The organism is Leifsonia sp. Leaf264, from assembly GCF_001422325.1.
Taxonomy (GTDB): domain Bacteria; phylum Actinomycetota; class Actinomycetes; order Actinomycetales; family Microbacteriaceae; genus Orlajensenia.
Window position 1 is genome coordinate 287983 of record NZ_LMMR01000005.1, and the last position, 19747, is coordinate 307729.

The 19747-nt window shown below is 64.9% G+C and carries 31 protein-coding genes; 10 read left to right on the forward strand and 21 right to left on the reverse strand.

Features of this window, described 5'->3' with window-relative positions:
- Positions 1-52: 52 nt before the first annotated feature.
- The 9 genes from ASF30_RS10680 to ASF30_RS10720 all read right to left on the reverse strand — a co-directional run bounded on the left by ASF30_RS10680 (position 53) and on the right by ASF30_RS10720 (position 4533).
- Positions 53-463 (reverse strand): hypothetical protein, encoded by a 411-nt coding sequence (locus ASF30_RS10680; protein ID WP_055905909.1) that lies wholly within the window; start codon positions 461-463, stop codon positions 53-55.
- An 84-nt stretch (positions 464-547) separates the two neighbouring features.
- Positions 548-991: a hypothetical protein gene (locus ASF30_RS10685; RefSeq protein WP_055905912.1), complete on the reverse strand. Its 444-nt coding sequence runs from the start codon at positions 989-991 to the stop codon at positions 548-550.
- A complete protein-coding gene (locus ASF30_RS10690) occupies positions 988-1305 on the reverse strand; it encodes a hypothetical protein (protein ID WP_055905915.1) in 318 nt (105 codons plus the stop codon). The genes ASF30_RS10685 and ASF30_RS10690 overlap by 4 nt, the downstream gene beginning before the upstream one ends.
- The gene (locus tag ASF30_RS10695; protein ID WP_055905918.1) at positions 1302-2045 is read right to left on the reverse strand and encodes a hypothetical protein; all 744 of its coding nucleotides are present in this window, start codon (positions 2043-2045) and stop codon (positions 1302-1304) included. Before ASF30_RS10695 ends, ASF30_RS10690 begins: the two co-directional genes overlap by 4 nt.
- Complete coding sequence (locus ASF30_RS10700) at positions 2045-2377, reverse strand: hypothetical protein (RefSeq protein WP_055905923.1); 333 nt, start codon at positions 2375-2377, stop codon at positions 2045-2047. Before ASF30_RS10700 ends, ASF30_RS10695 begins: the two co-directional genes overlap by 1 nt.
- A 91-nt stretch (positions 2378-2468) precedes the next feature.
- Positions 2469-2912 (reverse strand): hypothetical protein, encoded by a 444-nt coding sequence (locus tag ASF30_RS10705; protein ID WP_055905925.1) that lies wholly within the window; start codon positions 2910-2912, stop codon positions 2469-2471.
- The gene (locus ASF30_RS10710; RefSeq protein WP_055905928.1) at positions 2909-3280 is read right to left on the reverse strand and encodes a hypothetical protein; all 372 of its coding nucleotides are present in this window, start codon (positions 3278-3280) and stop codon (positions 2909-2911) included. The genes ASF30_RS10705 and ASF30_RS10710 overlap by 4 nt, the downstream gene beginning before the upstream one ends.
- The gene (locus ASF30_RS10715; protein ID WP_055905931.1) at positions 3277-3900 is read right to left on the reverse strand and encodes a hypothetical protein; all 624 of its coding nucleotides are present in this window, start codon (positions 3898-3900) and stop codon (positions 3277-3279) included. Before ASF30_RS10715 ends, ASF30_RS10710 begins: the two co-directional genes overlap by 4 nt.
- 33 nt (positions 3901-3933) lie before the next feature.
- Positions 3934-4533 carry a hypothetical protein gene (locus tag ASF30_RS10720; protein ID WP_157497213.1) on the reverse strand — a complete coding sequence of 200 codons (600 nt, stop codon included), beginning with the start codon at positions 4531-4533 and terminating at the stop codon, positions 3934-3936.
- A gap of 85 nt (positions 4534-4618) precedes the next feature.
- On the opposite strand from ASF30_RS10720, the gene ASF30_RS22995 reads away from it, so the two are divergent.
- Positions 4619-4771 (forward strand): hypothetical protein, encoded by a 153-nt coding sequence (locus ASF30_RS22995; RefSeq protein ID WP_162240736.1) that lies wholly within the window; start codon positions 4619-4621, stop codon positions 4769-4771.
- On the opposite strand, the gene ASF30_RS10725 is transcribed toward ASF30_RS22995, so the two are convergent.
- From ASF30_RS10725 to ASF30_RS10760, 8 genes are all read right to left on the reverse strand, one after another.
- Complete coding sequence (locus ASF30_RS10725) at positions 4746-5153, reverse strand: hypothetical protein (RefSeq protein ID WP_055905936.1); 408 nt, start codon at positions 5151-5153, stop codon at positions 4746-4748. The genes ASF30_RS22995 and ASF30_RS10725 overlap by 26 nt on opposite strands.
- A gap of 197 nt (positions 5154-5350) precedes the next feature.
- Positions 5351-5770: a hypothetical protein gene (locus ASF30_RS10730; protein ID WP_055905939.1), complete on the reverse strand. Its 420-nt coding sequence runs from the start codon at positions 5768-5770 to the stop codon at positions 5351-5353.
- Positions 5771-6365: 595 nt separating this feature from the next.
- Positions 6366-6758: a hypothetical protein gene (locus tag ASF30_RS10735; protein ID WP_055905942.1), complete on the reverse strand. Its 393-nt coding sequence runs from the start codon at positions 6756-6758 to the stop codon at positions 6366-6368.
- A 78-nt stretch (positions 6759-6836) separates the two neighbouring features.
- The gene (locus ASF30_RS10740; protein WP_157497217.1) at positions 6837-7310 is read right to left on the reverse strand and encodes a hypothetical protein; all 474 of its coding nucleotides are present in this window, start codon (positions 7308-7310) and stop codon (positions 6837-6839) included.
- A gap of 50 nt (positions 7311-7360) precedes the next feature.
- Positions 7361-7801 (reverse strand): hypothetical protein, encoded by a 441-nt coding sequence (locus ASF30_RS10745; RefSeq protein WP_157497219.1) that lies wholly within the window; start codon positions 7799-7801, stop codon positions 7361-7363.
- A gap of 65 nt (positions 7802-7866) precedes the next feature.
- Positions 7867-8397, reverse strand: coding sequence for a hypothetical protein (locus ASF30_RS10750; protein ID WP_055905951.1), 531 nt, complete (start codon positions 8395-8397; stop codon positions 7867-7869).
- 115 nt (positions 8398-8512) lie between these two features.
- The gene (locus ASF30_RS10755) at positions 8513-8746 is read right to left on the reverse strand and encodes a hypothetical protein (protein WP_055905954.1); all 234 of its coding nucleotides are present in this window, start codon (positions 8744-8746) and stop codon (positions 8513-8515) included.
- 66 nt (positions 8747-8812) lie between these two features.
- Positions 8813-9025, reverse strand: a complete 213-nt coding sequence (locus tag ASF30_RS10760; protein ID WP_055905957.1) for a hypothetical protein — start codon at positions 9023-9025, stop codon at positions 8813-8815.
- Between the two features lie 386 nt (positions 9026-9411).
- Here ASF30_RS10760 and ASF30_RS10765 point away from each other — a divergent pair, with 386 nt between their 5' ends.
- Positions 9412-10638: a hypothetical protein gene (locus ASF30_RS10765; protein WP_055905959.1), complete on the forward strand. Its 1227-nt coding sequence runs from the start codon at positions 9412-9414 to the stop codon at positions 10636-10638.
- Between the two features lie 61 nt (positions 10639-10699).
- Here ASF30_RS10765 and ASF30_RS10770 read toward each other — a convergent pair whose 3' ends face one another.
- Both ASF30_RS10770 and ASF30_RS10775 read right to left on the reverse strand, forming a co-directional pair.
- Positions 10700-10927: a hypothetical protein gene (locus ASF30_RS10770; RefSeq protein ID WP_157497221.1), complete on the reverse strand. Its 228-nt coding sequence runs from the start codon at positions 10925-10927 to the stop codon at positions 10700-10702.
- A 131-nt stretch (positions 10928-11058) separates the two neighbouring features.
- Complete coding sequence (locus ASF30_RS10775; RefSeq protein ID WP_082467708.1) at positions 11059-12006, reverse strand: DUF2510 domain-containing protein; 948 nt, start codon at positions 12004-12006, stop codon at positions 11059-11061.
- Between the two features lie 392 nt (positions 12007-12398).
- On the opposite strand from ASF30_RS10775, the gene ASF30_RS10780 reads away from it, so the two are divergent.
- Together ASF30_RS10780 and ASF30_RS10785 are read left to right on the forward strand one after the other, a co-directional pair.
- Entirely contained in the window at positions 12399-12788 is a 390-nt protein-coding gene (locus tag ASF30_RS10780; RefSeq protein ID WP_055905968.1) for a hypothetical protein, read from the forward strand.
- A gap of 106 nt (positions 12789-12894) precedes the next feature.
- Complete coding sequence (locus ASF30_RS10785) at positions 12895-13194, forward strand: hypothetical protein (protein ID WP_157497223.1); 300 nt, start codon at positions 12895-12897, stop codon at positions 13192-13194.
- Between the two features lie 50 nt (positions 13195-13244).
- On the opposite strand, the gene ASF30_RS10790 is transcribed toward ASF30_RS10785, so the two are convergent.
- A complete protein-coding gene (locus tag ASF30_RS10790; RefSeq protein ID WP_055905974.1) occupies positions 13245-13601 on the reverse strand; it encodes a hypothetical protein in 357 nt (118 codons plus the stop codon).
- A gap of 88 nt (positions 13602-13689) precedes the next feature.
- On the opposite strand from ASF30_RS10790, the gene ASF30_RS10795 reads away from it, so the two are divergent.
- Positions 13690-14244: a hypothetical protein gene (locus tag ASF30_RS10795; protein WP_055905976.1), complete on the forward strand. Its 555-nt coding sequence runs from the start codon at positions 13690-13692 to the stop codon at positions 14242-14244.
- Positions 14245-14256: 12 nt separating this feature from the next.
- Positions 14257-14778: a hypothetical protein gene (locus ASF30_RS10800; protein ID WP_055905979.1), complete on the forward strand. Its 522-nt coding sequence runs from the start codon at positions 14257-14259 to the stop codon at positions 14776-14778.
- A gap of 74 nt (positions 14779-14852) precedes the next feature.
- On the opposite strand, the gene ASF30_RS10805 is transcribed toward ASF30_RS10800, so the two are convergent.
- Entirely contained in the window at positions 14853-15377 is a 525-nt protein-coding gene (locus tag ASF30_RS10805; RefSeq protein WP_055905983.1) for an RNA polymerase sigma factor, read from the reverse strand.
- Positions 15378-15489: 112 nt separating this feature from the next.
- Between ASF30_RS10805 and ASF30_RS10810 the strand changes: the two genes are divergently transcribed.
- Genes ASF30_RS10810 through grpE form a run of 4 tightly spaced genes read left to right on the forward strand, consistent with a single transcriptional unit; the run spans position 15490 to position 19616 of the window.
- Positions 15490-15780: a hypothetical protein gene (locus ASF30_RS10810; RefSeq protein WP_055905986.1), complete on the forward strand. Its 291-nt coding sequence runs from the start codon at positions 15490-15492 to the stop codon at positions 15778-15780.
- Positions 15773-17620 (forward strand): dynamin family protein, encoded by a 1848-nt coding sequence (locus ASF30_RS10815; protein ID WP_055905989.1) that lies wholly within the window; start codon positions 15773-15775, stop codon positions 17618-17620. The genes ASF30_RS10810 and ASF30_RS10815 overlap by 8 nt, the downstream gene beginning before the upstream one ends.
- A gap of 29 nt (positions 17621-17649) precedes the next feature.
- The gene (locus ASF30_RS10820) at positions 17650-19011 is read left to right on the forward strand and encodes a C39 family peptidase (protein ID WP_055905992.1); all 1362 of its coding nucleotides are present in this window, start codon (positions 17650-17652) and stop codon (positions 19009-19011) included.
- Entirely contained in the window at positions 19011-19616 is a 606-nt protein-coding gene (gene grpE / locus ASF30_RS10825; protein WP_055905995.1) for a nucleotide exchange factor GrpE, read from the forward strand. Before ASF30_RS10820 ends, grpE begins: the two co-directional genes overlap by 1 nt.
- Positions 19617-19747: the final 131 nt, after the last annotated feature.

Consider the following 19747-nt stretch of genomic DNA (forward strand, 5'->3'; position numbering starts at 1 on the left):
TCAACCAGCGCCAACGGCAGCCAGTCACATTGCTCACCACCACCATGTGCGGCTAGCGGCGTTCCTGCTGAACGTCGTCGTCGTCGTCGTCGTCGTCGTCGTCGTCGTCGTCGTCGTCGTCGTCTTCGTCCAGCACGAACCGGGCTTCGCCAAGCTCGAACTGCCCGATCAGATCCTCGTACCCTGCGTGCGGGTTGGTGTCCACCGTGCGCACGGCCGTGATGAAACGCAGGGGGCAGGAGTCATCGAACCACTGCTCGATCGTCCGACGGGCGGCGGCACGGTCAGTGACACGGATCAGCTTCCGGGTGTCATCGTCGGCACCGTAACCGCGTTCAACGGACTTGGTGACCTGCTCCTCGTCCATCGCCAGGTAGATCTGGTGGCATCCGTCGAAGGTGATCGCCTTCGCGTCTACCAGGGCGGCGTCAACTCTCGCCCATGCGGCCTCAGTGGCGTCCATCGGTGTTCTCCTCGGTAGGGCTTCCGCCCGGTCGGTGCCTTCTTTCCTATCAGAATGCGGGGAAGCGAAGAAGCCGTGCAGGGTTCAGCGGTGGAACCCCTTGCACGCGAGCACGTATGCGAGGGCGTCGGGGCTGAGACCTCGGCTGCCGGTGAGCGCCTCGGTCAGCGTCTTCACGAGGTCGGGGCGGGCGCCGGCGTTCGCGTGCGTGATCTCTACGATGTCGAAGTCACGGAGGAACACTGTGCTGCCGTCCTCGAAGTTCACCTCAGTGCCCAGCCGGTCGCTGTACTCGGTGTTGAAAACGACACCTTCCTCGGTCCAGTTTCCGAACTTGCTGGATGTGAGCCGGATGGAATCTCCGGCCATGATTGTCGAGGGCGTCTCTGGAGTCTGGGTGGCCTCGGTTCGGAAGCCGCGGCTCACGAGCTCGCGTGCGAGAGCTGCCGTGCCGAGATGACGGCTTGCCACGATCGCGTCGGTCAGATCCTTCAGCGGCTCTGTGCCGAAGAGGTCATGCACGGTCACCGGTGGAATCCCTTGGACACGAGGACGTAAGCGAGCGCTGCAGGGCTGAGAGCGCTGTTCTCCCCGATCACTGCAGCGAGCTCCTCGAGGAGTTCCGGCCGGGCACCGGGGTTCACGCTCACGATCGCCAGCTCGTCGTAGTCGGACAGGTACGCTTCACGGCCGTCGTTGAGGGTGACGTAAGGTCCGAACCGGTTGGTGCGGGTGACGTGGGAGATTATCCCTTCGAACACCTCGGGGTTGTCCTCGTCGGTCTCGCCGTTGCTGTATCCGCTGAAGCGGATGTTGTCTCCGGCCTTGATGGTGAGGCTCATGCGTCCTGCTCCTGCTTGATCGGTTCGTGGGCTTCCCGCCAGGCGTGAAGGCGGGTGAGGACACGTCGGGCGTGCTCGACCTGCTCCGGTGTCCACGGTTCACCGTTGCGCTTCTGCTCGGCCGGCTCGTCCAGGTAGGTCAGCCATTCGTAGGTGAACCCGGTGAAATCACGGAAGTCGGCGAGGATCGGGTTGGTGTCGTGGGTGATGGTGGGAACGAACTCCTCGCGGGGGCGGTAGTAGCGAACGGGGCCGGTGAAGATGCCCTGCTCGGAGAACCGCTCACCGAACGCGTCAACCCACGGGGTCGGGTCGAGGTTCAGGTCCTCGTCCCACTGGGAGGCGAGGATCAACGTCGGCCGGTTCGCCCGACGGACCTTCTTCCACTTGGTGATGACAGCCAGTGCATGCGCAACATGGGCCGGATCGTCGCCAGGGTCGGCGCCGGCCTTCAGGTGGCTGATGGACGCGTCGATGAACTCGTCGATGTCCGTCGCGTCGAACTTGGCGACACGGATGTTGTGCAGCACAGGGTTGTGCGGGTGTGTGAGTGCCGGGGTGAACTCCGGGCGTGGGTCGTAGAGCAGCTGCTCGATGACGCCGAACGGGCCGGACTGTCCCGGCAGGAGGTTCGCCTCCATGTAGGCGCTGCCGCGGGCACCATCGGACGGTCGGACGCACGGGTGCGGGTCGTTGTTCAGCCAGTCCGGGGACTTCGAGCCGAAGATGGGGCCGGTCATCAGGATGCCTTCGGAGAGGTGAGGTTGTGCAGGCGGGTGAGGACGATGGCGGCATGCTCGCGCATCAGAGCATCGAACGATTCGCCGAAGATGCCGGGAGCTCGGGTGGCGGAGATCTTCGCCACGACCGACGATGCGGCGGTCGGGCCGTCGGCTGGAACCTTGGGGAACGAGGTGAGTGCAGCGAGGTAGTCGGTCACGAACTTGTCGTGGTCTCCGTCGAACCCATTGGCGCCCTGACGGAACACATCCAGGTACCGGTTGTACAGGGTCGCGGACGCTTGCGTGCGGCCGTCCTCGAATCGGGCTGGGCTTGCGCTGCCGAAAATCATGCGGGGTGGCTCCTGTCGGTCGATTCTCTCTTCAGGACCAACATGTGCGGACGCCGGCACTCCTGCCGGACGCAGCGAGCTCGGTCCGCGGTCAGCTGGCCGACTTGATCCCGAGCAGCTCGTCGGGGATCCGTTCCCAGGTGGCGCCGGCAACAGCGTCGAGAGGGTTCCGTGATGCCAGCTCCGCCGTGCGGAGGTGTCTGAGGTGCTGGGCGAGGCGCATCAGCACGGTGATCGCGTGCTGCACCTCATCGGCAGTCCACTCGGCTTCCCAGTTCCCCGGGCTGCGCAGCGACGATGCGTATCCGACGCAGACAGCTCCTGGGAGGTCACGTCGTCCGACGGTGCGTCCGAACTCGGCGAGTACCCGGTTGTGAGGGTGGGTGGCGCCGACACGGCGGGGGCGGTACTCGCAGTCGTGGTTCGCTGTCTGGTTTCGACGGCGGGACCGGTCCTTCAGGCGGGCGTCGAGGCGCGGCTCCCACGGGAACAGGTCGGTGAGATCGCGCGGGTCACGGCTGCCGAACACGGTCATGCGGATGCCCTTCCACGATCCTGGCTCCGAATGTACCGGGCGAGCCGTCGGAGCACCACGGTGGCATGCTCGACATGCTCAGGTGTCCACCGCGGGTGCCAGGTGTCCATGTTCCGAAGGCGGACGATCCACTCGGTGAGCTCGTCACCGTACAGGTTGCGGCGGCCGACGACACGGCCGACGGTCGCCAGCACGGGGTTGTATTCGTGGGTGACCACGGGGATGAACTCCTTGCGGGGCAGGAAGCTCACGAACCCTTCCACGACCTGGGCGTGGCGGGTGAGGAGGCCGGTGGCGACCGAATGACGTTCCCATGGCTCCGGATCGGTGTGCATGTCGCGAGGATCCCGCGATCCGAGGATGGTCATGCTGCCTCCTCCGTGGTGGCGATCTGGTGCAGGTACGCACGGGCGTGGGTGACCTGATCTGAGTCGGGGGTGATGCCGTGGTCGTCGATGACGTCGCAGAGGTCGACCTCGTAGTCGTGGTGCTCCCACGGTTCACCGGCCATGTACCGGGTGAGGCTGTCCGTCCAGTCCGCGGCGACGTCGGCGGTTGCGTCCTCGCCGAGCTCGCGGAACGCGGTGACGATCGGGTTGGTGTTGAGGACCGTGACGGTGGACTGGCGGAGCTTCTGGGCGGCGGTGTTCTCGCGGACGATGGACACGGCCGGGTGGTTCCAGTTGAGGTCCCATTCGATGACGTCCATGGCCTCAGCGATGATCTCTCGCCGGTCGGCTCCGTCTTCGGTGAACGTGGATGACCGGCGGGCGGTCTTCAGGATCTGCTCGTCGGAGGTGAACGTCACCCGGTACTGGGTGGCGGCGGTGTCCTCCAGGTTGGCGGTCTGCGCGTACCCGACGCGGGCGGACTCCTCAGCGTCGACGTCAGCTCGTTCGACGAAGAACTCCCACGTGACGGTGGAGTCGAACTCCTTCGTGCTCGGGTCGACGCCGTAGGCGGCGTAGGCGTGGATGATCGTGTTCATGGTTTCGTGGCTCCTCTGGTTTCGGGTCGTAGGTCAGTTGGCGGTGACGAGCTCTGCGGCGCCGAGGCGGTTCAGGACGTCGGCGGCGTGCTCCAGGTAGCCGAGCTTCCAGCTGTCGCCGAGAGCGTCCAGCGACGTGCGCACCTGGTGGTACACGTCGAGGTTGACCTCGTCGCTGAAGATGCCGCCGTCGTCCTCCTCGTCGTCGAAGTACTTCACGTTGTCGATGAGCTCCTTGACGGCAACGGACCAGTCGGTGATCGTGTGCGGGTCCGGCTCGCCGAGGTAGACGGCGACGAACGCAGCGAGCACCGGGTTGGTGTTGCCGACGATCTCCAGCAGCCGGTTGTTGTCCGTGTCGGGGATCTGGGCGGTGAGCGAAACGACGATGTTCTGCATGACGGTGCGGGCCTGGTCGACGATCGCGTCCTGCTCAGCTGTGGTGGAGAGCTGCCCGATCGCGTTGAGCGCGATGAGGACATTCGCCGTCGCGGCCGTGGAAGCTCCGCGGAGGGCCCGGTGGTCGATCTCCGGGCCGGGCCCGCCGAGCGCGTTCAGGAAGTCGGTGGCGTCGGCGGCGGTGACCGGACCTTCGGTGCGGGCCGTGAATGCTGCGAGCAAAGGGTTGGACACGTGTGCCTCCAAGGTGGCGAGTCGACTGCTTCTTCTTCGACACCTACATGCGCGGTTGCGATCCGAAACTGCTGAAGGGGATGGCTTGTCCGGCGCCTCGCCGCGGCAGCCTGGTCGTTGCGTCGTCGTCGTCGTCGTCGTCGTCGTCGTCGTCGTCGTCGTCGTCGTCGTCGTCGTCGTCGTCGTCGTCGTCGTCGTCGTCGTCGTCGTGTCTAGCGAGCGGTTTCGAGGGTGCTGACGCGGTTGCGGAGCTCGGTGACTTCCTGGCGGAGCATGTGGGATTCGTACGCGTCACGGTCGTACCGGCGCATGTGCTCGACGGAGTGCGCTGCGCAGATCTGGTCGAAGTTCGCCAGGCGTGACATCGCCTTCCAGGCGCGGTTCTCGAACTCGAAGAGGGTTTTGAGGACGTAGAGGCCGGTGTGGCCGTCCTGGATCTCGGGGGCGTAGCCGATCAGCTGGCCGTGGCCGGCGATCGATGAGCGCTTCCACAGTTCGGTGTAGACGGCCAGGCCGCGGAGGGTGCGAAGGTCTCGTTTGGTGGCTCCGTGGAACGGGGACTTCAGATTCCGGTTGGTGGCGCGGCTGGCGCCGGCCTTGACCTCGGGGTTCTTCTTCATGATGGTCTTTCGTTCAGGTGTGCAGGTTCCGGAGCCGGGTGAGGACGCGGCGGGCGTGGATGATCTGGGCGGGTGTGGCTTGGCAGATGCTGCCGTCCCACCCGGAGGTGAGGACCGGAGCCATTGCCGGATGGCGAAGATGTTCCGTGCGTCCTCGCGGCGTCGGAAGGCGGCGAGGATCGGGTTGCTGCCGGAGGTCACAGACTCGGGTCGACGGGGAAGGCGCGAGCGAGCCGGTGGATGACTCGTCGGGCGTGGTCGATGTGGTCCGGGTCCAGGCTGACTTCCTGGTTCCCCTCGGCGATGTAGAACACCCAGAGGTCGACGATCTCCTCGAACGTCCCGTTGACGGTGTCTTCCGGGTGCGGGTTGGCGACGTTGCCGCGGAACGCTTCGAGGATCGGGTTGGCGGGGTTCGTGAGCGGGCGGAAGAACTCTGGCCGCGGGGAGACCTTCATGGACGGGCCGCCGATCTCGACCCAGTGGCCGGCGTTCGGTCCTGACTCGGGGACAGCGGTGCCGCCGTCCGGCCGTGAGTGGCGGTGTCCGTCGCCGTCGACCAACGGGTACGGGTCGGCGTTGACGATGTCGTGCTTGCTGCTGCTGAAAGCTGCCATGGGAGGTCTCCTTGTTCACCTCCGACATGTGCGGAGTTGGAGATTTTCACCGGCCACGGAGCCACCGAGCGACGGCGAGCTCTGGTACCCGGATTACCGGCTGGGTAATTTCTGGGTAACGGCGAGAGCCCAGTATTCAGTAGGGCTCTACTACTACTAACTACTAAGAATTACCAATTACCTTTAAGTTAAGTAAGTAGTAGAGGGGAAGGGCTATATCTTTCCCATCCATCCATAGGGAAGAAAGCATTAATCCCTCTCTATATGCATGCAGTGTTTCGGGTAACACGGTCACACCTGCATGAAGGCATGCTTTTGCCCTGGTCAGATGTGGTTTCTCGACGCACCCAGGCCTGGTACCGGCTGGTGATCTGGGTTACAAATCACCCAGATCGGCCCGAAACGCCCGTTTCGGGAGCGAGTGGACCTACCAGAATCGGTAAGTGGTGCTCACGGTGCAGCAGGCGCCGCCCGGCCGCACGAGGCAGGCATGTGCCCTGACTGGGGGTGATGGGACGATTTCGAGCCCATCCGAACGTCAGGAACCCATGCTCGCGAGCGACTCCAATCAGCTCAGACGGGCGTCGCTGAACCGTCAGGCGCGCTGCGCGGCGAGGCTGGATTCGGCCGCTACACGCAGCGCCGCGATCTCTTCCTTCACCTGATCGTCGTCCTTGATGGCGCCGAAGATGGCGCGGTCCAGGCGCGGGGTGGGCACCTGTTCCAGCGTTCCGAGGAACGCTTTCGCGGCGTCGAAGGATGACGGCTCCAGAGGCATTGCGCGTCCGCTGGGGGCGTGGGTGACGACCCACCCCTTCTTCGTGGGCTCGCCGCCGCGGGTCTTCCGGTGGATCGACCACCGGCCGTCGAGGGAGACGTAGCCGGGCATTGTCCGCTTCTCCGCGGCACCATCGTTCAGGTACGCGATCGTGACGGTCGTCTTCTTCACTCGGACGCCGGCGCCAGTCGGCAGGGCAATAACAGTCATCGCTTCGTCTCCTCAGTAGGTTCTTTCCTTCTCCACAAACATGTGCGGCATGAGGAGAAAACCACTGGGCGGGAAGCGCTAGCTGACGGCTGCCGACGACTCCTGTTCGACCGCTTTTCGGGTCGCTTCGACGAACTTCTCGGCGAACTCGACCGCGGGCTCAGCTTGTGCCAGATCGCATCCAAGACCTTGGAGCTCGTTGTTGTCGCGGTCGTCCAGGTAGTGCCGGATCGTCGGTATGAGGGCTTCGTCCGTCTGGTCGAAAGTGAACGCCGCTTCGGCGAAGCGGAGCCACGCCTTCCAGTCCAGGCCTTCGGCCGCTTCGTATCCGTGGGCGAGAGCCAGGGCCTGCAACGCCTTTGACAGGGCGGATGCGGCGAGGATGGCAGCACTGGCCGGGTCGGTGTCGAGAAGTTCCCCGGCCGAGGTGACGTGCTGATCGGCGAAGTCGAGGACGTAGCGGGCGTCGAGGTGGGCTTCGTCACCTCTCGCGGGAATGAGGTACCCGTCTTCGACTGCGATGTCGAGCAACTCCTGGCTGTGAATGTGCACCTGTCCCCCTGGCTGAGTGTGAGTCGGGGAGATTCTAGGCGATCAGTGTTTCAGCCGTGCTGCTCGTCCGAGCCTGCGAGTTCGATGCGCCATCCGGAGTTGATGAGGTCGGTGAGGTTCCGGGTGCCGAGGGTTCTGGCTCCGTCCGGGTGGATGACGATGGGGCCGGTGATGGCCTGGCCGGCGCCGTACACAGTGATCACGTCACCGTCGAGCAGGGCTTCGAGGACCTCGGCGTGGGCTGGGGCTTCGGCCCAGGTCTTCTCCTCCAGGATCAGTCCGCGGTGCTCGTCGAGGACCCAGTCGTGGACGGTGATCACCATGCGCATCGGCTGGAGGACGTGGCTGATGTGCTCTCTGGCGAACCGGGCGGCTTGGGCAGGCTCGAGGTCGTCGACGGTGGCGACGACGGTGATCTCGTTCGGGGTCGGGTCCGCCGTGGCCTCCACATCGATCCATGATGTCTGCTCCTCAAAGAACCGGCGGTTCATCAGAGACGCGAGCTTGTCTGTCGAGTACGGGGACCGGATCCACAACCGGATGGAGTGATGGACCTTCACACGACCACCTTGGTGCCTGCGTCGACGAAGTACCACCCGTCGAACTCGACGAGGATGCGGACGTCGCGGCCGAACAGCTCGAACCTGTCGGAGATCCCCTGCTTCTCGACCGGTCCGCGAAGGATGTGGCCGGCGTCGTTGGTCAAGGTGATGACCTGCTCGCCCTGCAGCGCCTCGTAGGCGACGGTGGTGTCGGCTCGCGTGGGCCGTACGATGATGGTTTCGGTCTGGACGCGGTAGCGGGCGTCGAAGATCTGAGGGTCGCCGTCGACGTCGATGCCGGCGGTGCGGGCGGCGGTGCGGAGAGCTTCAAGGGCGGTGCCGGTCTCGTGGCCTGGTCGGACGTCGAGGTCGAAGGCCACGTCGATCTGCATGCTCCACCGGTCCAGCTTGGCGTTCGGGTTGGCGAACCCGTCGATGCCGTGCCATCCGGCGAAGGCTCGCTGGATGCGCTGGGCGATCGCTTCGAGCTCAGCTTCGACGAGGCCGGGTGCTGTGCTCAGGGTGATGGCGGCTGTGCGGATCATGGGGCGTGCTCGCTTTCAGGGTCGTGGAGGAGTCGACGGGGAGGGAGTCGATCGGGTCGGTGGTGGGGCTACTAGCGCGATTGCGCTCTTCGGGGATTGATCGCTGGACGCGTTACTAACGGAGGGTGTCGACCTTGGCGGACACATCTGTGGGGTTCACGGTTGCGGAGAATCCGCCGATGAACACGATGAGGATGCTGTCGCCGACGCCAGGTGCGTACCCGGCGAGCTGACCGGCGTACCGGGCCTCGGTTACATCCTCATCGGTGAACTTTCGGGTGGTGATGCTCAGCCAGATGTTCTTGCCGATGAGCTGCTCGAGGTCAAAGCGGAGCTTCTTCATGTCCATGGCGGGGGTGCCTTCCTTCTGTCACCACCTCCATGCGCGGACGACGGAAGGTTTGTGCGGAAGCTCCTATACCGGCTGCACCACGTCGGGCCGCGGCACCGCGACACGGGTGCGAGCTTCGTTCGGGATCAGGAACGACGCGTTCTTCTTCGCCGGGTGGTGGTAGAACACCTTCCGGGCGCCGCCGATCGCCTGCACCTTCGTGACGGTGTACTTCGCTCCGGTCGCGTTGCAGAGGACGTCGTCGACGCGCACGTCCTTTCCTTCGATGTATGCCATAGGTCCGCCCATGCGCCTGATTCTGCAGGCACCTACCGACATTCAGGCCCGGGGTTCAGCAGGCTGGATTCGTTGGATCGGTCCGGTGAGGTTGATGTGCCCGCCAGCCGGTGCCGGCGAAGTTGCCTGGGCGCCGGAAAGTGCCTTGTAGTCGGCGTCGTGCAGCCATTTCGACCCGGACCACCACCACACTGCGTCTACGTCGGGGTGCGGTCTGTACCATCCGGCGGGTTTCGGCATCCGGCCACAGTATTGCGCAGCACCCGTGCACCATCAGTCCGCGTCCGGGTGGCATCCTTGTGAGGGGCTCCGATGACAGCACCGCCCCGTGTGGCCCCCGGACTGGGCTGTTTCACAGGTTGACTCAGCTTAGAATCTCCTACGCCATGAACCCGTATGACGACGAACTCACGTTCGATGAGTACCGCCGCATCCTGACGGACCCGAACTCTCGTAAACGTCACGGAATCGACCTCACCGACCCGTCAGGCGTCGAGCTTTCCGACACCGGGATCAACCGCATCCTGAAGGACGAGTACCAGGTTTCAGAGAAGTACCTGCAGTACCGGACCGAGCCTCGCGAGAAGGGCCGACACGCAGCCAAGCGAGACCCGTACACGATGACGTCACGGTCGATGGCAGCCACCTTGGGGATCCTGTTGGTGTTCGTCGGCGGCGGCGTGACCGCAGTGAACGCCTCCACCGAGAACGGCATCATCAACCAGGTTGCCGATGTGGCGAACGACTGGGCTGTGCAGCGAGACGGTGTCGCCGTCAACGCTTCCGCCGGTGATGACTCACCAGCTTCGGGCGGGGTTGAAGAACTGGCCGATGACGAGTCCAGCTCCAGCGAAGACACCGAGTCAGGGTCGGCTTCAGGCTCCAGCGGCTCTGAGGAACAGAGCACCGACTCGGACGGCAAGTCGGGTTCAGATTCGAAGTCGAAGACGAAGTCGGGAGCAACGAAACCCGGCGGCACGAAGTCCGGCTCCAGCTCGAGCTCCTCTTCTAAGGCGACCGACTCCACAAAGTCCGGGTCAGGTTCCTCCAGCGGAGGATCGGCTACCGGCTCCACGTCGGACGGCGGCACCAGCCACGACAGCGCCGAGCCCTCCGGTTCGGCCAGCCCGGCACCGACCGCTCAGACTCCGGTGTCGGCAAGGCCGCCTGTCACTGCAGCGGCGCCGGCAGCTCCGACCCCTCCCCCGGCTCCGGTCTGCCCCACCGGTTCTCTCACCGGGTCGGTCAACAAGTCGTTCGCCTGGGCGCTGGGCGCGAACTACATGTTCGGTCTGTCCGGTTCGCTGACGAACAACACCAGCAGCACGGTCACGTTCCGGTCATCCAACAAGCCGACCGTGAACGTTTCAGCTTCCGGTCCCGTGCACGGCGGCCTCAGCCCGATGTGGTCCTCATGGGATTCGAAGATCACCTTGGCGCCGGGTCAGTCGATGATGTGGCACACGGACACGTGGCGGGTTTCAGCGAAGCGACCACAGGTCACTGCATCCGTTGACCTCGGCGGGATCGGCGCGACGTGGGTCGGTTCTGTTGACGGCCGATGCGCCAGCCCGTCGGTCGGCTCCGGCGGCCAGTCCTCCTGGTCCGCCTAGCCGGAACCTGACGGGGCCGCCGCCCCGCGGTCGTAATGCGCCTGGCGGGACGGCGGCAGCCTCAGCGAGCAGGTGACGCCTCGGCCGACCAGATGTCGTCGGCGAGTCTGCGTCCAGCTGGGTCGAAATCGGAGACGCGGAAACCTTTTCGGCGGAGATGGTCTGACAGCCATTTGATGGCAGCCTTGGCTCCGTACTCTCCGGTCGGCAGGGCGATGGTTTCCACCTCGACGTCTCCGTCCTTCAGGGTCGCCTGCCAGTTCCTGTCGTGGTTCCTGGAGATCTTCACGTCCACAGCCCACCCACGTGGTTAAACGCACGACCGCCGGCGAGAAGTTGGGGGAACTGGCCGGCGGTCGCGGGTTGTTGTGTTCTTCCCGTGGGCAGCACGGTACAGGAACAGGGCCCGGAGGTGAAGGGCTACTGGGCTTGAAGTTCCCAGGTGAACCCGGCCTTGTCGTCGGTGATGGTGACGTTGACCGGTTGGGTGGTGGCGTCGTCGAATGTGGCGGTGCACACCAGTTCTGTTCCGGAGGCGAGACCGGTGTCGGCGGGGCAGTCAACGGCGGTCGGCATGGCTGCGATCCCCTGGGCGACGAACTGGGCAGTCATGTCGGTCTTGATGTTCCCCTCGATCTGTTCCACGAGGTCCGCGTTCATGCCGGCGCTGAATCCTTCCTGGAACTCGGGGTTGCTGACGATGGCTTGGGTGAGGACGACGCCGAGTCCGACGATGAGGATCAGCGGGGCGATGATCAGCCCGGTGATCGCTTTGCCTTTGCCGCGGCCGGTGCGGTTGGCGCGGCGGATGCCGAGGATCGCGAACACGAACCCGGCGATGGTGGCGAGCACCCCGATGGTGCTGAGGATGGGGGCGAGGAAGTTGGAGGCGATGATCATGACCACGCCGAGGATCGGGAGGAGCAGCGCGTTGTTGGCGAAGGTGTTCTTCCCGTGGGCGGCGTCCTTGCCTTCGTTGTAGAAGTTGTAGTTGCTGCCGGTGAGCGGAGCTGACGGTGCTGCCGGTGGGGCGACTGGCGGCATCGGCGGCGGTGTTGTCGGGAGCCCGGCCGCTGGCGGCTGCAGGGTCGGTGCCTGAGGTGCCGGCGGGACGAGGGCCGGGCCGTCTTCGTAGGTGTGGACGTAGGCCGGTGCCGGCTGGGCGGGTGCGGTCGGAGCGGCGTACGTCGGCGCTACCGGCGCCGGCGCTGCGTACACGGGTTCGGGGATGACGGGCGCTGCGGCGACGGGCGGCGCCATCTCTGCCGGGCGGGTGTGTTCCGTCCAGGCGCCATCCCACCAGCGGAGCTGCGGCGCTCCGGTCGGGGGTGAGCTCGGGTCTGGGTACCAGCCGGAGGGTGTGCTCATCGAGGTGCGTCCTGACGTTGAGGAGTAGGGTCGCTGAACGCTATCGGTGAGGTCCGACACCCGTCTTGTCCCAGAGCGGGGCACGGGTCTGGTCCTTCGTATCCGCATGCGGCTGCAAGTCAGAATCAGCGCCGGCCATTTTATGACTTCCGGTGTTGGGCTTGTCGGCGCGATCCTCGAAATGTCCCCCATATGGGGGTACAGTAACTCCAAGCCTTCGGGCTGGACATGGTGCCGGCCGACGCGGCAGTTCGGGTCTGCTGCGTCGGCCGGAGTTCGCCTCAGATAAATGAGGCACCCTCAGAATATAGACCCTCCGGTTACAGCCGCATGACAGTTCGGGGAGCCAGTCGCACCCAGCCCCTAAACTCCCCATCGAGGGACGGGGCGGCATGGACGAAGTCAGATACGTGGTGCTCTGCGACCCGGACGACCCAGACAGCGGACTCACCTACGCCTCCTTCGTCACCGGCGACGCCGCAGCTGCAGCATTCCAGGACATGTGCGGACCTCAGCCTGCCACCGTGTCCCTTTGGGCGGTCCGGATCCCTGAACGTGAAACCCTCAACGTCGACGGCTACCTCGACCGGGTCGTCCTCCTCGGGGCCACCGCAGACGCCATCCGACTCCGATACAGAGAACCCGGCCAGCAGCCCAGCTCCACTCTCCCCGGCCTGAGATTCGGCCACGCCGCAAACCGGTCCGAGAACCCAGAACTGAACGCCCTCATCGCCGCCCGCGCCGCCGGCGCAGCCCCAGAAGACTCCCGCTTCCCCAGTTGAGGTGGCATGTCGCTGAACGACGATGTCGGCAGGCGTCAATAGTGTGCTCAAGCCGTCGACGTCACACCTGCGCCAGCGGATCACACTCCACCTCGAAAGGGTCGCCATGACCAACACCGCCTACCAGCAGCCCGCCTACCAGCAGCAGTACGTCCCCGCCCGCAACGGATTCGCAACCGCCGCCCTCATCCTCGGAATCGTCGGGTTCATCCTCACCCCGATCCCCCTGTTCATCGGCCTGGTCCTCGGCGGGATCCCGAACCTCCTCGCCACCGCGTTCGGCATCGCCGGCATCGTCAAGTCCCGCAAGCTGAACGGCAAGGGGCTCGTCCCGTCGATCATCGCGATCATCCTGTCGTTCTTCGCTGGCGTCGCGATCCTCTTCGGAGCCGGCATCGTCTGGTAACGCAAGCAGCATCGACAAGGCGGCTGGGCTACGGCCCGCCGCCTTCGTCGTCAGCTGAACCTGATCGCACCGTTCGCGACATGAGCCTGGTCGATCGCAGCAGCCGCGTTCCGGGCGTCCCGTGCCGCCAAGCCCAACGCCTGCCACGCGGCCATGTCAGCAGGGGTGTCCGTCCCCGGAACCCGATCCTCACCGGTCGTCACACCGCGAGCAGCGAGAGTGTGATGCCAGTCAGCCAACTGCGCCAAAACCTGAGCGATGGAATGCTGCGCGGCGGACAGCTCACCCAGAAGTATGTACGAATCAGGTGGGCTAGGGACGTTCCTGGTCGAATGAGCCACAGACTGAGCCGTCACCGACAGAATCTCGGCAAGTTTCACCTGCCGGCCCTCCTCATTCACGACCATGATTCGAATACTCTCACCGACAGTTCGGTTTCAAACCACCCCGCGCCGGTACGATCAGGTCAAGACCGGCCCCCGGAGGTGTTGACCGATGACCGCGACCGAAGAACCACCCGTTGAAGAAACGAACCTGAACGAGGATGACGCCGTCCTGTTCACTGTCTACTTCAACCCGATCGACGGTTCCACGCTGAGCAAATGGAGACGAGCGAAGCGGGTGGAAGACCCCGGGGCGTACGCACTAGTGCCGGACCTGTACGACGCTGTCGCCCAGTTCAACACTGAAACCGCCGTCAAACGCAACGGGATGGTCGCCCTCGCCGCCATGCTCGTCTCCGAAGAGCTCCGCACAGGAGACGCCGTCGACCAAATCGTCCAACGCGCCCTCCGCGGAGAACCCATCCCACCGATGATGGTGTTCCGATACCGCCCCGACAGCCGAACCCCCGTCATCGTCACCGCCCAAGAACGGCAATTCCAATCCATCCGAGACCGGGTGCAGAACGACGGCGGCGATGTTCTTGAAGCGAACCGAACTGCGTTCGTAGAGACGCACCAATGCTTCACCGCAGCGGAAGCGGCCACAAGCCTCGACGAAGCCCGGCGGATGAGCGTCGCCGATCTGGAAGCTTTCAAGGCGGAGTAGGACGGGCCACCGATGTGGAAAACGCCCAACCGCGGTGCCGACCCCGCCGAGCTGGCCGTCTACCAAGGGCAACGAGCCCACGAGCTCGAACTGAACCGGGCCACTTCCGCTTTCGAACATGCACTGCTGTCGCCCTTGTTCATCCTGAACGGTGGCGGTGCTGTCGCGTTCCTCACGCTCCTAGGCGCGACCAGCTCGAAAGACTCATCACTGCAGATCTCCCCTTCATCGGCGGCATGGGCTGTCGGGCTGTGGGCCACCGGCCTGTTCGTTGCAGCGGTCGGGGTTCTATTCGCCTATCTGAGCCAGCGAAGCCTCTCAAGGGCGGTGCGGCACCGCCGGTCGCTGATCGAGCACGCGATGCTTGCGCCGGACTCCCGCCTACACCCTGTACTCCTCGAGGTGGGTGCAGTCGATCTGACCCAGTTGATGAAGCGCGGGCGCCGCCAGCAGCTCGAATGGCTCACCTCAGTCGCGGTGTCCCTGGCATTGTTCGTGGCGGGAGCCGCCGCGGCTGCCGTAGCGGTCATCTGAACGCCGGCGGGAACATTCCCGAACCCTGACGCATCAGAGCCTGCATGGGAGAGTTCAACCCGGCATCAGGCCGATCAGGTGACAGCGAGGGCGGCACGCACCGCCGCCCGCGCCCGGTTCAGGCGCGACTTCACCGTCTGCACCGGGATGCCCTGATGCTCGGCGATCTCCTCATAGGTGAGGCTGCCGTACTCCCGGAGAACCAACGCCACCCGGAAGTCCTCCGGGACGGTCCGCAACGCCGCTTGGATCTCATCGTGCATCGCGACACCGTCCTCGAATCCCGGGTCGGGCTCGATGTCGAAGATCTCCGCTACGGGGACTTCACGACGTCGACGCACCACGCCGAGAGCGGCGTTCGCTGCGATCCGATACGTCCACGTGGAGAACGCTGCCTCGCCTCGGAACCTCGGCAGACCCTTCCAGATGGCGACCATCGCATCCTGGACTGCGTCCTCCGCGTCGGCATGGTTCCTGGTGACCCGGACGCAGATGCCCCACAGCTTGTCCCGGTGAGGTCTGAGCAGCTCGTCGAACGCACGGGCATCACCGTCGCGCGCCCGATCGATCAAAGGCGCTTCGGATGCATCATCGATCATCGAAGGCACTCCTCGCTTCGGGCAGCTGTGGAGCATCGAACCGTTCGGGCCGGATTCAGGGCAAACCTTAGCGCAGCACAGGCCAGCGGGGGAAGAGCGATGGGGGAACACGGTGGCAGATGAAGACGACGACGGCCCCGAGGCATTCATCCTCGGGGCGCCACCGCACATGCCGGACGCGGTGTGGGAATCGGCTCTGGATGTAGCTTTCGGGCTGGAGGGTGCCGCAGTCGCTGAGGACGGCGAGGACGCGGCCAACTGGGGTCTCGACGCAGGAGACCCATTCACAGACGACGACACTGACTACGACAGCCCTGACGAACCCGGCGGCGTGGAGATCTTCCAAGTCGACGTCGACGACCCCAGTGAACACAGCGACCAGAACGGTTTCGATGATGACTGACTCGACACCCACCGGGACCATCCGGCCACCTGCCCGTGGCGCTGCAGTGACTGCGACCACGCACCTGCTCACGGAAGCGGAGAAGTCATTGACGTCGCACGGGTACGGCCCGAAGGTGGCTGACATCCGGTGGAGACGCACCCAGCTGTTGGAGACGCCGGCGACGATCGTTGTTGTCGGTGAGCTGTCCGCCGGTAAGTCGTCGATCGTGAACGCGTTGATCGGTGAGCCGGAGTTCGCGCCGGTCGGCGACAAAGTGACGACAGCGGTGACTCTCAGGTTCACACCTCCCACGGAAGCGCTGCCAGCAGGGACGATCCGGTTGAACTTGGACGGCGAGTACCGGGTGATCGGCCGGGACCACTTCAACGACTGGGTGACAGCGGATGGGACGTTCACGAACTCCCCCGCGGCTGACCCGTTGACCGGTGTCGATATCGGCCATGAGTCGCCGGAACTGCCCGGTGTGACGATCATCGACACTCCCGGCGCCGGCGGCCTGTCCGAGGACCATGCCCGGCGGGCGTTGGCGGCTGCGGAACGAGCCGGAGTCCTGCTGATCGTCGCGGAAGCTGAGGGCCGCCTCACTCGTAGCACCCTGTCGTTCCTGCGGCTGGCCGCTCAGTTCTCCGGCACGATCATCGTCGCGGTGAACAAGATCGACCTGAAGCACAACTGGAAGGTGATCCTGGAGGAAGACGCCGCTGTCCTGAAGGAGACGAAGTTCCCCCCGGCTGACCTGGTGGGGGTGTCGGCTCTCTGGGCTGAGAACGCGTTGACTGAAGACGCCGACCGGGATCGGTGGCGTGAGCTCAGCCGGATCGACGACCTGGTGGATGCGTTGGCGAGACCGTTGTCACAAGCGAACCGGATCCCGGACATCAACGCGCTCGCGCAGCTCCGTGACGTCCTCATCACAGCGGTCACCAACCTCGACGAGCAACTTCTGCTGCTCGCAGAGCCGGACCGCACGAAGGAGCTGTGGGAGCAACGGAAAGCTGATCTGGCGAAAATCCGCAAGGACATGCGGAACTGGCGGTACCGGCTGAGCCGAGGCATGAACGAACTCCGGACGGAGATCCTGAACCAGCAGCGCCGGCTTCTCGCAGAGTTCGAGGAGCAGTGGCACACCAACGTGAAGTCCCTCTCTGGCCAGTCGAAGACGAAAGCGCAGATGCTGCAACGAGACATGGCGGCCGCAGTGGTGGAGATCGAGCAGACCGTGGCGAAGGTGATGGAGGCGCAGGCTGCAGCGATCGTGAAACGGTTGTTCACGTCAGCGGGCCTCCCCGTCCCTGACTCTCTGGTCGGTGACATCACCTTCGACGCAGTGGAGAAGCCGAACCTGCGGGCGACGTTCGAGTCCGGTGGGAAGGTCGGAGTCATGGCGTCCGGGGTGACGATGGCGATGATGCTCGCCCGCCCCGGGATGCTGCTCGGCCCGTTGGTCGGCGGGTTCGCCGCCCCGATCATCGCCGTCGGCGTCCTCGGAGGGTTCATGCTGACCGCCAGGATCCGCAACTCCCGTGAGCTGCAGCAGCGGATCACCGACCACACGCGGGTGCTGCAGCAGGAGCTCGCCGACGCTCTTCAGCAGTGCTCTTCCTTCTTCAGCGCCGACGTTGCCGAGGCATTCGAGGATGCTGTCCGGGATGCCGAGGAGGACCTGGACATGAAGATCCGGGAAGCAGAGAGAGCGAAGTCGGAATCTGCAATGGATCGCGCGCGGCGACTCTCCGACTACAAGGCCGCGAAGAAGACGTTCGAGGAGCTGAACGTGAAGGCCGGCAAGGAGTATCGACGGCTTCGCGGGAACTTGACGACGCCGGGCCGCGTCTAAGGATCAACCGCACGAAAGGCGAAACGATCATGTCAGACATCAACGACCACGTGGCCGCCCCCGACATCCCGGACGAGTTCGCGGAGATCGGAGGGCTCGAACCTGCCGGCGAAACCGGCGACACGGGTGAGCAGAATCCGTTCCCGACCGGGCAGCCCGGGTTCGAGCCTGGCACTTACGAGGTGGAGGGCACCCTCAACTCGGCGGAAGCGTTCCAGCAGATCGACTCAAACTCCGACGGCATCGTCGACGGGTTCGCGATCGACACCAACGGAGACGGCCTCACCGACCTCGGTATCTACAAGGTCGGCGACCAGTACTGGATCACCTCAGACCTGACCGATGACGGCTACTCCGAGGGCGACATGAACCTGTCCTCGGAGCAGATGCAGCTGATGTGGCCGGACCTGTGGGCGGCGCTCAACGCACCACCAGCAGAAGGCGAGTCGGACGCGCAGACGTTCCCTCCTGACTACACCGACGGCGACGAGACCGTCCCCGAGCCGGTCTGGGATGACGACGGCAACCTGACCGGCGACCCGGATGACTGGGCAGCCGTGTGGTTCCACCAGTCGTACCAGAACTCGTGCGTGCCGACGTCGATCGCTCAGATCTTCGACCTGTACTCCGGGCAGAGCATCAACGAGGAAGCGTTCGTGCAGATGGCGACGGAGCAGAACATGTGGTCGCAGATCGGGACGACAGGCATTCCAGGACTCGACCCGTGGGATGCTCAGTCGCTGCTGCAGCAGGCGGGGATCCCCGCCACCGTCAACACACTCGAATCCTCCGGCCTCAGCCTGGACCAGTACTTCGGCAACCTGCAGGCTGAGATCGATTCAGGCACCGGCGTGATGGTGATGGTCGACTCCTCTGAGTCTGTCGGGCAGGACGTCGACGGGGACACCACCTCCGCGACCGACCATGCAGTACTGGTCACCGGGATCGACTTCGACCGCGGCATCGTCACCCTGAATGACCCGGACCGCGACAACGGCGCCAACCTGGAGATCACCCTCGCCGACTTCGAGGACGCATGGGCTGACTCCGGGTATGCGGAACTGGTCTGCGACCAGTCGGCGGATGAGTTCCAGGCTGCGAACGGGATCGTCCCCGCGGAAGCTGCCGGCACGGATCTCCCCGCCGCTGACCTCGCTGTTGGACCGGCCGCCCCGGTGGCTGACGTCACCACGCCGGCAGTGCCCATCGACGACTTGCTCGGTCAGCTGTCCGAGCAGCCCGCCTACCGCGGCATCGACCAGCTGCAGCCGTCCATCGGCGACCAGATCGTCTCGCAGATCAGCCGACACGGCTGGATCCTGCTGCCGGTCGCGTTCGCCATCGGCTCCGCCTCCAAGGGCCTCGTCGCCAAGAGGGCGTCGGGTGCGTGATGCTGCTCGACGACCCGCGCGACTGCACCCACATCATGGGCGAGACGTGCACCGAGCCTCAGAAGATCGGTGAACCACCGGTATGCACACCAGTGCATGTCAGCGACTGCCCGAAAGGATCCTCCGGTTTCGACCTGTGGGGAAGCGCCCTGTCATGGGCTCCGTGGGTCGTCACCGGGATCCTGCTGCTGTCAGTCATCGCATTGTTGGTGCTGTTCCTCATCCAGATGCGCCGAACCAGGGATGCGGAGGCCGCTGCCGGGAAAGCCCGAGCTGACGCCGTCGCATGGCAGGCGGCGGCGAATCAGGCTGCTGCTGGCGGGTTCAGCCAAAGCACTGTGAATGAGCTGCTCGAGCTGGGTGACCTGACCGACTCTGAAGCGGCGAAGGAGAAGCTCAGCCAGGTGTTGGCGCCGTCCGGGGTTGCCCGCATGGCGGTCGCTGCCGGCGACCCTTTCAACGACGCATGGCACAGGTCGGTGGAACGCCGCCAGGCGACCGACCATTCGCAGGACCGGACGATCGCTGCAGTCCTCCGGGACGGGTATGTGTCCGGGTCGCAGGTGGTCCGGGTCGCGGATGTCGCCGTATGGATGGCTGGATAGGGAGAGACGAAGAAGATGAGCTCAGCACCTTGGACGTTGTCGATCGATTTCGGCACCACGAACACATCCGCGTCGTACTACCGGGAAGGTGATCCGCAGCACCGAGTGCTACAGCTCGGAGCTGACGGGGC